Genomic DNA, 12,712 nt, shown 5'->3' with positions numbered 1-12,712 from the left:
GCCATAGATCCCCTGCACTGGGCATCACCAGCCATCTCGTGCGGTCGCCGGCGTACCGGTGCCCGGTTCACCGGTGATCGGCACCAACCGGTTGCCCTCGTGGTCGTCGAGTGGACGTGCTCGTACTCGTACTCGTTCTGCCACACGACCACGGTGACCGGTGCCGTCGTCGACACCGCCACCGGGCGGCGCGTGGACCACGACAGGCAGATCGGACTGAAGGTACCGATGGCCGTCGCGTTGACCGATACCGAGGGGCGATGTTGTTCCGGTCGAGCCACCGACGGAGCTGCTCGTCGGAGGCATCCGCCAGAGGAGAAGGGTGGGGTCCCGATCAGTCATGGGGAGCCCGAAATATCGACTTTCCGGCGTCGGCCTACTCTGCTCGAGCACTTGGTGACGATGCAGGCCAGCTGATCGTGGAGGTAGATCCCGGACTCGGCCCCAGCGGTGTGGGCGTGGCGAGGGTCTCCTCAGACTCGGGCGCCGAGCGGACTAATTCTAATTTGCGGGGTATCGATCATCCCGGGATGGACCGAATGGACTCGGGAATATCGTCGACGGCGGGTTATTGCGATGGTGTCGACATCCGAATGCCATTCGCCGACACGAGCGTCGAGGCCGTCCATGGCGGGTTGCAAGGATGAGGGTTTGCGAAACGAGGAGGGCGCTCGGCCAGCTTTCGGCCGAGCGCCCTCCTCGTCATTACGATGGTGGCGTCACCATGCTGCTCGTGCCCGGTCGGTCACGCTACTACGCATCTGCTCGGTCCCGAGGGCGGCCCTGTAGCGGAGCGGCCAGTCCGCACTAGAAGATCGTGTAGCCGCCGTCGACGACGATCTCGTTGCCGGTGTGGAAGGTCAACGAGGGGTCCGCGAGAAACGCTGCGACTTCGTAGAACTCTTCGGGAGCGGCCCAACGGCGCGCCGGTGTGCGCGCCGTGGTCACCTGCATGAACCGGTCGTCCGCCTGCAGATCGGTGTTCATTGCCGTTCTGGTCCAGCCCGGAATCAGTACGTTGCACCGGACCTGGTGGCGGGCCAGTTCCACCGCAAGGGTGCGCGCAAGTCCGATCAGGCCGGTCTTACTGGTGGCGTAGGCGGCCTGGCCGACTCCGCCGTAACGACTGATCGTCGACGAGACGACGATGATCGAACCGCCCGTGCCCTGCTCGACAAACCGCCGCGCTGCGGCACGGCCACAAAGGAAACCGCCGTCGAGATTGGTGCGCAAGACCCGATGCCAAGTGTCGAGGGACATCTCGGTGATCGGTGCAGCCTCGGCGATACCCGCATTTGCCACCAAACAGTCGAGCGGACCGAGCTCCTCGACGGTTCTGTCCATCGCAGCCTCCACGGACAGTTCGTCCGCGATATCACACTGCACCGCTGTAGCTTTCACGCCGAGAGCACGAATTTCGTCGACTACCGAAGCACTCCGATCGACGTTGCGGGCCCACACGGCGACATCGGCGCCTGCGCGCGCCAGGCCCACCGCCATGGCGTGGCCGATACCGCTGTTGCCCCCGGTGACGACGGCCGTACGACCGGCCAGTTTGCCCTCGCTCATCAATGTGCCTTCACCGTGGGAGTCGGGATGCGCACCAGTTCGGCGAGAGCCTCACGGTGACGCTCGGGCGTGCCCAGGGCGATCGCACTGCTCTTGGCCCGCTTGAGGTACAGATGGGCTGGATGCTCCCAGGTGAACCCGATTCCGCCGTGCAATTGCACGCATTCCTCGGCAACCTGTTGGGCGATGACCGAACAGTGTGCCTGCGCCAGCGCCGCCGCCACTGCCAGATCCGGTGAACCGGTCGCGGCGCACTCGGCCGCGTAGCGGGCCACCGCCCGCGCCTGCGTGAGCAGTACCCACAAATCCGCAAGTCGATGTTTGACCGCCTGATAGGAGCCCACGATGCGGCCGAACTGGCGGCGCATCTGCACGTAATCGACCGCCATCTCGAAGCAGCGCTCGGCCATTCCCAACTGCTCCGAGGCCAGCAGTACCGCACCGATCCGCAGCGCCACGCCCACCGCCGCGGGGACATGCACACCCTGCGCGAGAAGGTCCCCCTCCGCACCGTCGAACACCAGGTCCACCAGCGGACGCGTCATATCCAGCGACACCACCTCGGTGCGCCGTAGTCCGGCCGCATCGGCTGCAACCCGATAGACGGCGTCGCCCGCGGGGACGAGGAAGATATCGGCGGCCGCGGCGTCGGCGACCGAGGTGACGCTGCCGTACAGCTTACCGTCCCGGGTCTGCACACCGGCCGGCGAATCGTCCGGCGCGGTGCTGAACGGGAGCGCCACCGCCGCGACGAGCGCGCCGCTCGCCGCAGCACCGACCAGGTCGGACTGGTTGAGCTCGAGCAGTAACGCCGGCGCGATACCGGCGGAACCGAGAAAGGGAACCGGCGCGACAGCCCGTCCGAGTTCTTCGGCGACGACCGCGGCTTCGCGCCAGCTCGCACCCGCGCCACCGGCGTCCTCCGGCACAGCCAATGCAGCACACCCGATCTCGACCGTCAGAACTTTCCACAGTTCCAGGTCCGTCGTCGTGTCCGTTTCGGTGCGGGCCAGCACGGTGTCCCAGGGGCTGCGCTTGTCGAGCAGGGACCGGACGCTGGCCCGCAAGTCCTCCTCGATCTCCGAGTAGAGCAGATCGCCGGTCGGCGGCGTCGGGTTCGTGCTGTCGGTCATCGCGGCAGATCCTTCCAGGGAATGGCCTTGTCGGCCCGAGGCTCGGCGGGCAGTGCGAGCACTCGCTCGGCGATGATGTTGCGCATGATCTCCGAGGTTCCGCCCTCGATCGAGTTGCCCTTCGCACGCAGGAATCGCCAGCCGGCCGGGCTCTGGGAATGAGCCAGGATGACGGGTCGTCGGGCGGTGTAATCGGTGTACCGAAGGCCCTCCGCACCCAGAAGTTCCAGTTCCAGGGACGAGATCTGCTGATTCAGCCGAGAATGGGTCAGCTTCGCCCCAGAACCTTCTGGGCCCGGCAAGCCCGCTGCCTGCTGCTGGCGCAACCTTTCTGCGGTCAACCGGGCCGCTTCGGATTCCACCCATAGCCGGACAACCTGGTCGTGCACACCGGCTCGACGTAGTTCCGGGCGGGTCCGCCAGACCTTGACCAACTCTCCGATCGCGCCGCTTTCCCGCGGGATCGTGCCCGCACCGATCGCGACGCGCTCGTTCATCAACGTGTGACTGGCGACCGCCCAACCCTGGCCGATCGCACCGAGCAGCTGGTCACCAGCAATGCGGACATTGTCGAGATAGACCTCGTTGAACTCGCTTTCGCCGGTGATCTGCCGCAACGGCCGGACGTCAACTCCGGGGTCGTGCATGTCGCATATGAAGAACGACAGTCCCTGGTGCTTCGGCTCCTCCGGGTCGGTCCGGGCGAGCAGGATCGCCCAGTCGGCCTGGTGGGCGAGCGAGGTCCAGACCTTCTGACCGTTGACAACCCAGCCATCGCCGTCGCGTTTCGCGCTCGTGCCCACATTGGCCAGGTCGGACCCCGCCCCCGGCTCACTGAAGAGCTGGCACCACGGTTCTTCACCGGTCCACAGCGGGCGAAGCCACCGCTGCTGCTGCTGCGGCGTACCGAAGCGCAGAATGGTCGGCGCGGCGAGATTGAGGCCGATGAAGTTCAGTTCCGGCCGGTTGTGGGGTGCTCCGGCTTCCATAAACAGCGTGTCGACCTCGGGCTGCAGACTCGGATCCAGTCCGAGTCCGCCCAGGCCTTCCGGGTAGTGCACCCAGGCGAGCCCGGCATCGAAGCGAGCCCGCAGGAATTCCTTCCGGTCCGTTGTGACCGGGTCGTGCGCGCGCAGGAATTCGCGCACACGTGCGGCGAGTCCTTGAGCGTGGGAAGCGCTACTTGTGCTCACGAGTCCTCTTTCCTCCAGAAACCGTTCAGATCGGCGCAAAATGCGAGATGTCGAGGATCTGGCCGGTGCGTTCCTCCGCCCACATGGCCCGCACCCGGGTGCCCGGCGGTAGTTGCGCACGAATGGTGTTCGGATCCGACAGGTCGACACCGCGCACGTAGTGCATGAGCATGGTGCTCGCGCCGTCGAGCCGAATGCCGGCGATGGCGTACGGCGGGGTGGGACCCCCGCGGAAGCTCTGCCAGGCCACGGTGAATGCTTCGACGGTCCCTTCGGGTGGCAGTTCGAGCCACTCATCGGTACGGACGAAGCAGGACTCACAGTAGGCCTGCGGTGGGACGAACACCCGCGAACAGTCCGGGCAGCGGTTGGCCAGGATCTTCTTCTCCGTCAGTCCCGCCATGAAGCGGCCCCAGGTCGCGCCCAGGTGGATATCGTAGTTCAAGTCCCAATGGACCCGCTGCGTCGTGATGCTCACGAGCGCTCCTGTCTCTCGAGGATGGCAAGGTTCTCGAATTGGAAGAAGGTGCCCCCCGTGCCGTGCGCGAGACCGCGTCGCGCTCCGGGCACCTGCATTTCCTCCGGCGCGTCGCCCATGAGTTGTAGGGCGATGTAGACGTAGGGCGCCAGCTCGCCGGCCACTCCGGCATTGGTGCACAGCGGTCCGCCCGAAAGGTTGACCGGGAGGTCTCCATCAACGCCCGTCGCACCGGACCGGAGCAGGTCGACGCCGCTCCCCGGTTGGGCGAATCCGAGCGCTTCCAACTGCATGGGCTGCATCGGCGCATAGGGTGAGAAGAGTTCGATGACGTCGATCTCGTCGCGGGGATTTCGAATGTTGGCGGTCTGATAGACCTTGTGCGCCAGGATCGCGAGGTTCTCCATGGCGGCGAAGTCGTTCTTGCCGCCCCCCAGGTAGGGGTCACTGGATGTCGCCATTGCGCGGATGAGCACCGGGGTAGGCCGCAGCTCGTTGGTGCTCTCCTCGTTGGTCACGAGCAGTGCGTTGGCCGATGTGGAGACCGGGCAGACCATCGCCATCGTCATCGGATACGACAACGGTTTCGCGTCAACCACCTCCTCGGCGGTGAGCGTATTCCGCAGATGCGCGTACGGATTGCGTGAGGCGTGTTCGTGGGCCTGGACGACGCTCACCGCGAAATCCTCGACGGTTGTCCCGTATCGCTGCTGGTAGGCGCTCGGGTAGAACGCGCCCATATGGTAGGCGCCCATGCCCAGTGGCTGTTCGACGATCATGGGCGAGTTGGTGTTGATCGCCGACTGCAGGTCCTCGGCACCGAAGAACGTCGGGCCACCGACGCACAGCACCCTCCGCCGGTCGCCGGACCGGACCTGGCGTGCGGCGACCTGCATGAGGTTGCCGCCGGTGGTGCCGCCGGTGTTGAGGATCGACACGGGCAGGTCGGTTCCCAGGCCGAGCCTGCGGACTACGTGCTTGGCGCCGAGGACGGTGCCCTCGAAGCCGTCGATATTGCCGATCACGATGCCGTCCAGCGAGGATGGCGAGGCGCCGGAATGCTCGAGCGCCGACCATACGGCCTCCTGCACGAGCTCGAGTGAGGACTTCTCCTGCTTGCGCGGCGATGTGGCGCGGGTAAGACCTACGCCCGCGATGAATGCCTGTGTGGCCATCACACCTCCTCGACGACGAGGACGGTCGCGGTTTCTGCGACGGGTCCGGTGAGCAGATCGGTGGAGTGCGAGACGGCTCGTCCGCCGTGCTCTTCCAGCCATGACACCGCTTCGAGGAACCGAAGTGCGCCATTGGCGACACCCGGGTAAGCGCTACTTGCGCCACCCGACGGTGATATCTCGGCATTGCTCTTGGCCAGGCCGAGCGCGTCGAGTGTCGGAGCGAGCAGAGCCGGGGTCGCGGCGGTGAGCTCGACCGCCTGCACCTGATCGACTGGCTGGTCCAATCCGGCGCGTTCGTAGGCCTCCTGCGCGGCCCGTCGAGCGGGGGCCGCGGGATCGTCGAGCCAGTGGCCGCCGGCGGTGGTGTCACCGGTCGCCTGGCCCCATCCGGTGAGCACGGCACGCGGATGCCGCGCCCGGCGCGCACGCGCCAGCGATCCCAGCACGACTGCGATGGCGCCCGTGCACTCGGCTGGCAGCATGAGTTCACGCAGCACACCGTTCACCGGTGCGGACGACTGCACGTCGGCAGCGCTGACCGGTGTCGTCCGGGCCGCTCGGGCGCGGCGGGCCCCCCGAGTGATCGCCGCGGAAGTGATCGCCGCGAGCTGCTCCTCGGTCAGCTCGCCGGAGTCGACGACATATCCGGCGTGCAGCCCGAACATCGTCTCCGCGGTGAGCCCGACCGGTCGATCGAAGTGGGGTTCGAAGCCGAGGTTTGAGATTTGCTGCAGGAACTGCCGCCGATCCGGCGCCGACACCTCAGGGTTGTACACGCCCACGGCGAGCGCCAGATCCGCGTCGCCCGCCGCGATCGTCTGCGCGGCGGCGATGATAGCCTGCCCGGCGTCGCCCTCCAGGCGATACGACTGGGACAAGTAGCCACCGGCGGCGGCATTGGTGAGGCCGCTCGAGATGCTGCGCCCGTCGTAGACATCCAGCGAGGCGGTCACCGAGAGCCCGAGTTCGTGCTTTCGGATCCCTGCCTCCTGCAGGGCATTGGACACGGCGTCGAATACCAATTCGTCGAGAACCGCATCGCTTTCGGAGACCAGCGGAGTCGCGGCGATGCCGAGGACCGGGATCGGGTCGCGTACGGCTGGGGACGGGTTGAGTCCAGTCATATCGCCTCCTGAGGACAATAGGTCTTGATTATCTTGGGCATCAGAGTCTTTCGATGATCGTCGCGTTGGCCAGGCCGCCGCCCTCGCACATGGTCTGCAGGCCGTACCGCGCACCGGTGGCCTCGAGGTGGTTCACCAGGGTGGCCAGCAGGCGCACGCCGGACGCACCGAGTGCGTGTCCGAGGGCGATGGCGCCGCCACGCGGGTTGAGCTTGTCCGGGTCGGCCTGGAATTCGTGCTGCCACGCCAGCGGCACGGGGGCGAACGCCTCGTTGACTTCGTATGCGTCGATGTCGCCGATCGACAACCCGGCACGTTCCAGGACCTTGTGCGTCGCGGGGATCACGCCGGTCAGCATGATCAGGGGATCGTCTCCGGCGACAGCGAATTCGTGGAAGCGCGCCCGGGGACGCAGGCCCAGTTGCGCCGCCCGCTCCTCGCTCATGATCAGTGCGGCCGAGGCACCGTCGGTGAGCGGCGACGAATTGCCCGGTGTGATACTCCAATTGATCTCGGAGAACCGTTCGGCGAGGGTCTCGTCGGCGAACGACGGCTTCAACCCGGCCAGGCCCTCTGCGGTGGTGTTCGCCCGCAGCGTCTGGTCGGTAGCGTGCATCTGCCCGCCTACCGTGATCGGGACAATCTCGTTCGCGAACCCGCCCGCCGCGGCGATCGCCGCCGCACGCTGGTGCGAGCGTGCCGAGTAGACGTCGAGGCTTTCCCGGTCGAGCTTCCACCGACCGGCGATCAGCTCGGCCGCCACACCCTGATTGACCAGCCCGTCGGGATACCGATCCGTCAACGGTTCAACCGGGTCTTGCCCGATCGAGCTGGTACCCATCGGCAGTCGACTCATCGACTCGACGCCGCAGGCCACCACGATGTCATAAGCACCTGCCATGACGCCCTGCGCCGCGAAGTGCACCGCCTGCTGACTGGAACCGCACTGCCGGTCGACCGTGGTCCCCGGAACCGACTCCGGCCATCCCGCGGCGAGCACGGCACTGCGCGCGATGTTGTTCGTCTGTTCGCCGACCTGCTGCACGCAACCCGCGATCACATCGTCGATCTGTGCCGGGTCGATATCCGTGCGGGCCAATAGCGCCTGTAGCGTGTCGGCGAGGAGCCGGACCGGGTGCACACCCGAGAGTGCTCCCCCCGGCTTACCCCGACCTGACGCTGTACGGACAACGTCGACGATGACTGCCGACCTCATGTGGCCACCTCTCCCAGATATCGGATTCGACGGACCCGGGCCGATCGTGGAATCCGACAGCCCGACATCCGGTCCTTCGAATCTAGGACGAATCGACCGCCGCGACATGTCGCAAGGTGCTACAGGAGAAACCGGCACACTGCCTGCGGTCCGGCCGCCGGATGTGGGGATGCTGCACGCTCGACCACCCGTTCGGAAGACGCCCTGAACTCTCGGTGAGCAAGGTTTTCGGGTGGGCTCGCGCCTTCGTGCCTCGGCCGGCAACTGGACTTACGGGCCGCGCTGGACTGCGGGCGGACATGCCGACTCCGCATTGCGGAGAAGGAATGGCAGCTCGACTGCGAGCTTCTGCGGGGAGGCCGGTTCCGGCCGTCGCTCGACCACGTCGGCATCGGCGACTTCACCAAGGAGGTGAACTGACGACCCGCGGCCGGGATTTTCATCTCCGTCCATCGCGCCGAGTTCGGTGTTCGGCGCTGTGCCGCGTACTGGTACCTCCCGTATCGTTATCAGCGGCACCCCGGCCACGTCGGTCGTGCGAGCCGACCGCTACGTCGAGCCGGCGCAGGCGCTGGCTGAGATCCGGCCGATTCCTACCGAGCACCGCGGACCCCGTGCGGCGCGTGTGTGCCGCACTGCGCGTCCGGGGCGATCAACTGACGGCGGGTGACTCGGCTGATGCAGGTCCATGGGGGTCGTGGGCCGGCATCCGCGGCGCATTACACGCACTACCGCTGATCAAACGGCGCCGGCAATACCGAGCCTGGTGTGCCGCGACTTCACCGCCGAAGCCGTAGAGATTCCATGGTGTGGGGCATCAGGTCAGGCCGGTGGGTTTCGTCGTGGTACCGGGCGACGGCGGTCGAGGGCCCGGGACGGCCCACCGAGTTCCGGCCAGGTTCCTCCCGAACGTACATGCCGAACTCGGTTTCACCATGCTCGATCGCCGATGCCGATGGCGGCGGACCTACTCCATACTGCGCCCGCCAGCGGGAACACCGCACCGCCGTGCCGAATGGCCGGACGATTGCCGGAACGGGTGATCCCAGCTGCTGGTCCGCCTCACCGGTTCAGCGGTGGGGGTCAAAGTGCCTTGAGTTCCTCGGTCACTGTTCCGACCGACTTCTTGGCGTCGCCGAACAGCATCGATGTGTGGTCGGCGTAGAACAGCGGATTGTCGATGCCCGCGAAGCCACTGTTCATCGAGCGTTTGAGCACGATCACCGATTTGGCTTGGTCGACGTTGAGCACGGGCATGCCGTAGATGGGGCTGGAGGCGTCTTCGCGGGCGGACGGGTTGGTGACATCGTTGGCGCCGATCACCAGGGCGACGTCGGTGCGGTTGAATTCGCCGTTGACGTCGTCCATTTCCTTGAGTGCGTCGTAGGAGACCTCGGCCTCTGCCAGCAGCACGTTCATGTGGCCGGGCATACGGCCGGCGACCGGGTGGATGGCGTATTTGACTTCCACCCCCTTGGCCTCCAGCAAAGCGGCCATCTCCTTGACCGCGTGCTGCGCTTGCGCGACCGCCATGCCGTAGCCGGGGACGACGATTACCTGGTTGGCATACGCCATCTGGATTGCGGCGTCCGCGGCGGAGGTCGCCTTGGCCTGCTTCTGGTCGCTGCCGGCGCCGCCGACGGCCGCACCGCCGCCGCCGAAGCCACCGGCGACGATGGCCGGGATGGATCGGTTCATCGCCTTGGCCATCAGGTTGGTCAGGATCGTGCCGGATGCCCCGACGATCATGCCCGCGACGATCATCGCAGTGTTATTCAGCGCCAGACCGGCAGCTGCGGCGGACAGCCCGGTCAGCGCGTTGAGCAGCGAGATGACCACCGGCATGTCCGCGCCGCCGATCGGCAGCACGACCATCAGGCCGAGGACACCGGCGGCGATCAGCAGCAGCACCATCCACCACCAGGGCGCACCACCGTCGGCGGCGCCGACACCGATCACCACCGCGGCCGCGGCCGCGACGATCAGCAGCAGCATGTTCAGCGGCTGCTGCATCTTTCCGACCCCGATCGGTTTGCCGGGAAGGATCTCCTGCAGCTTGCCGAACGCGATCAGCGAGCCCCAGAACGAGACCGAACCGACGATCGCGGCGAACAAGGATCCGGCGATGATGTGCACGGTTGGCTCCTCACCGTGCTCGAACGCGGAAAATCCTGTGGTGTCGAGGAATTCCGCCCACGCGATCAATGCGACTGTGCCGCCGCCGACGCCGTTGAACGCGGCCACCAGTTGCGGCATCGCGGTCATTTTCGTGTAGCGCGCGGGTGGCACGCCCAGCACGACACCCAGCGCCAGCCCGCCGATGATCAGGACCCAGTTACTGGTCTCGCGGACCGCAATGAAGGTCGCGATCACGGCGATGCCCATACCGATCGCGGCGATCCAGTTTCCGCGCACCGCGGTCCTCGGCCCGGTCAAACCCATCAGGCCGTGTATGAACAGGGAAAAGGCGATGATATAGAGGATGTTGACGAAATAGTCCATGGCCTACTCCCTTACCTTCCCCGACGCGTCAGCCGCGACCGGCTTCTTGTCTTTGAACATCCCGAGCATGCGGTCAGTGACCACGAAACCACCGACCACGTTCAGGGTTCCGAAAACCAACGCGACGAACAGAATGACCTGGACGCCGATCGAGGGGGTTTCCATCTTGCCCAGCGTGACCAGAGCGCCGAGCACGACGATGCCGTGAATGGCGTTGGTGCCGGACATCAGCGGGGTGTGCAACGTGTTGGGGACTTTGGAGATCACGGCGAAACCAACGAACCCGGACAGCACCAGAATCGCGATGTTCGCAAGCAGTTCGGTGTACATCAGGCTTTCCTCTCACGGGTGACGCAGGAGTCGGCGAGCACCGGGTCGCCGAAGTCGGGTGCAAGCTTGCCGTCGACCAACATCAACTCCAGCAGGGCCGCGATGTTCTTGGAGTACAGCTCCGAGGCGTGCTCGGGCATGGTCGCGGGCAGGTTCAACGGCGAGGTGATGGTCACGTCGTGCTTGACAACGGTCTGGCCGGGCTCGGTCAATTCGCAGTTGCCGCCGGTCTCCCCGGCCAGGTCCACGATCACGCTGCCGGGTTTCATGCCCTCCACCGCCGCGGCCGTCACCAACCGCGGCGCAGGGCGTCCCGGCACCAGCGCGGTAGTGATCACCACGTCGAAGCCCGTGATTGCATCCTCGAGCGCCTGCTGCTGGGTGGCCTTCTCCTCGTCGGTGAGCTCGCGCGCGTAGCCACCCTCACCGACCGCGTCGATGCCGAGGTCGAGCCATTGCGCACCCACCGATCGCACCTGGTCGGCTACCTCCGGGCGCACGTCGTATCCGGTGGCCCGACCGCCCAGACGCTTTGCCGTCGCCAGGGCTTGCAATCCGGCCACACCCACACCCAGCACCAGCACCGTCGCGGGCTTTACCGTGCCCGCCGCCGTCGTCAGCATGGGGAAGAATCGGGTCGATTCCGACGCGGCGAGTAGGACGGCCTTGTAACCGGCGACATTGGCCTGCGAGGACAGTGCGTCCATGACCTGCGCGCGGGAGATCCGTGGAATCGACTCCACCGCAAAGGCTTGCACGCCCGCCGAGCGCAATGCATCGACCTTGTTGTCGTCGCTCCGGGGAGCCAGGAAACCGATGAGAGTCTGCCCCGACAGCATTCTGCTGATCTCGGCGTCGCTTGGAGGCGCAACCTTGAGCACTACGTCGGCCGTCCACGGATCCCCGATCACGGCGCCGGCTTTCGTATATGTCGAATCCGGAAGCGAAGCTCCGAGGCCGGCTCCGGACTCCACGATCACGTGCACTCCCCGCTCGACCAAGCTCGGGATCAGTTTGGGCACCAGGGCCACCCGACGCTCCCCGCGACCTGTCTCACGGACGACACCGATTCGCGTCCGGCTGTCGCCGGGGTCGACATTCTGCGCTGTCTCCACTCCTGGGTCCTTACTCGTAATCACGGCCCGATGCGTCATCGCGGGCCGTTCAGCTCGTGCGTTGGCAGTTGGGCCCGATACTTCAGGACCGCGGCTGCGGTGGTTGTAGCGAAATGAAGCGGTCTCGACGGCACCTGCCTGGTCGAGGTGCAACCACCACGCCCGCGCGATCGGTTGACGGCCACGATCGCTGGTTGTCAGCTCGTATGTCGCTGTCCGCAGCGCCGCGAGTAGCCGGCCGCGGGGTTCGCGAAAGAATTCGGACGGCTGCGGCGGAAGAGATCTCGGCCATAAGCTCATCGGTGGTGCCGGCGACCGTGTCGAGGTTGTGGCCGGAGTTGATCGGCAGTTCCCGGTCGATACGCGGCAGGACGACTGTCTCGCTGATTGACCGGGGCTCCCGGTTCACGCAGTGTGGCGCTGGAGCGGACTGCGTGGCGGGGTTCGTAAGGATTGAACGCTCTCGGCTACTCGAGGCCCTCGGATCGTCCCGGCCGCGGAGGTGATCTGGGCATTGGTTGAAGCCGAGCGTTCGAGCCCGAGAACAGGGTTCGTGCCAACCAAGGAGGGCACTCCGCGGGGCGCGTCATCAGCCCCAATTTCGTGGGGTAGCGGATGCCGTCGCAACTTAGGACAGGTGGTGGGTCGGAGAATCCGTAGATTTGCGTTCGAGAGAAACGGTTCATCGGCCTGTTGGCCGATCGACCATCATCAAGATTCTTCGAAGAGTGAGGACTGAAATCGAAATGAGTTCACATCAATTTGACGGCAAGGTTGCCATCGTCACCGGGGCCGGCGCAGGAATGGGACGCGCACATGCCCGACTTCTGGCCTCGCTCGGGGCGTCCGTGGTCGTCAACGACGTCGGCGACGC

At 66.1% G+C, this 12,712-nt stretch carries 11 protein-coding genes; 1 reads left to right on the top strand and 10 read right to left on the bottom strand.

Going from position 1 to position 12,712, the window contains the following annotated elements; translation table 11 throughout:
• Window positions 1-807: 807 nt before the first annotated feature.
• The 10 genes from MLGJGCBP_RS44860 to MLGJGCBP_RS44815 form a co-directional block, all read right to left on the bottom strand.
• Window positions 808-1,569 carry an SDR family NAD(P)-dependent oxidoreductase gene (locus tag MLGJGCBP_RS44860; protein WP_160093689.1) on the bottom strand — a complete coding sequence of 254 codons (762 nt, stop codon included), beginning with the start codon at window positions 1,567-1,569 and terminating at the stop codon, window positions 808-810.
• Window positions 1,569-2,702, bottom strand: coding sequence for an acyl-CoA dehydrogenase family protein (locus tag MLGJGCBP_RS44855; protein ID WP_160093688.1), 1,134 nt, complete (start codon window positions 2,700-2,702; stop codon window positions 1,569-1,571). Before MLGJGCBP_RS44855 ends, MLGJGCBP_RS44860 begins: the two co-directional genes overlap by 1 nt.
• Window positions 2,699-3,895, bottom strand: coding sequence for an acyl-CoA dehydrogenase family protein (locus MLGJGCBP_RS44850; RefSeq protein ID WP_160093687.1), 1,197 nt, complete (start codon window positions 3,893-3,895; stop codon window positions 2,699-2,701). Before MLGJGCBP_RS44850 ends, MLGJGCBP_RS44855 begins: the two co-directional genes overlap by 4 nt.
• 25 nt (window positions 3,896-3,920) lie before the next feature.
• Entirely contained in the window at window positions 3,921-4,373 is a 453-nt protein-coding gene (locus MLGJGCBP_RS44845; protein WP_160093686.1) for a Zn-ribbon domain-containing OB-fold protein, read from the bottom strand.
• On the bottom strand, window positions 4,370-5,548 hold the full coding sequence (locus MLGJGCBP_RS44840) for a thiolase family protein (RefSeq protein WP_160093685.1): 1,179 nt from the start codon (window positions 5,546-5,548) through the stop codon (window positions 4,370-4,372). The genes MLGJGCBP_RS44845 and MLGJGCBP_RS44840 overlap by 4 nt, the downstream gene beginning before the upstream one ends.
• Complete coding sequence (locus tag MLGJGCBP_RS44835) at window positions 5,548-6,675, bottom strand: hypothetical protein (RefSeq protein ID WP_160093684.1); 1,128 nt, start codon at window positions 6,673-6,675, stop codon at window positions 5,548-5,550. The genes MLGJGCBP_RS44840 and MLGJGCBP_RS44835 overlap by 1 nt, the downstream gene beginning before the upstream one ends.
• A gap of 40 nt (window positions 6,676-6,715) precedes the next feature.
• The gene (locus MLGJGCBP_RS44830; RefSeq protein ID WP_160093683.1) at window positions 6,716-7,891 is read right to left on the bottom strand and encodes a thiolase family protein; all 1,176 of its coding nucleotides are present in this window, start codon (window positions 7,889-7,891) and stop codon (window positions 6,716-6,718) included.
• A gap of 1,083 nt (window positions 7,892-8,974) precedes the next feature.
• Entirely contained in the window at window positions 8,975-10,393 is a 1,419-nt protein-coding gene (locus tag MLGJGCBP_RS44825; RefSeq protein ID WP_160093682.1) for an NAD(P)(+) transhydrogenase (Re/Si-specific) subunit beta, read from the bottom strand.
• A gap of 3 nt (window positions 10,394-10,396) precedes the next feature.
• Window positions 10,397-10,723 carry an NAD(P) transhydrogenase subunit alpha gene (locus MLGJGCBP_RS44820; protein WP_160093681.1) on the bottom strand — a complete coding sequence of 109 codons (327 nt, stop codon included), beginning with the start codon at window positions 10,721-10,723 and terminating at the stop codon, window positions 10,397-10,399.
• Window positions 10,723-11,838 (bottom strand): Re/Si-specific NAD(P)(+) transhydrogenase subunit alpha, encoded by a 1,116-nt coding sequence (locus MLGJGCBP_RS44815; protein WP_236580852.1) that lies wholly within the window; start codon window positions 11,836-11,838, stop codon window positions 10,723-10,725. The genes MLGJGCBP_RS44820 and MLGJGCBP_RS44815 overlap by 1 nt, the downstream gene beginning before the upstream one ends.
• 746 nt (window positions 11,839-12,584) lie before the next feature.
• Between MLGJGCBP_RS44815 and MLGJGCBP_RS53365 the strand changes: the two genes are divergently transcribed.
• Window positions 12,585-12,712, top strand: a 128-nt coding sequence (locus MLGJGCBP_RS53365; protein WP_160093679.1) for an SDR family NAD(P)-dependent oxidoreductase, incomplete at its 3' end; no start/stop codon positions are given.

This window comes from Rhodococcus sp. T7, assembly GCF_009872365.1.
In the GTDB taxonomy this organism is placed as follows: domain Bacteria; phylum Actinomycetota; class Actinomycetes; order Mycobacteriales; family Mycobacteriaceae; genus Rhodococcus_F.
The sequence above is the reverse complement of the archived record's forward strand: the minus strand, read 5'-3'. Positions and strand labels throughout refer to the sequence as shown.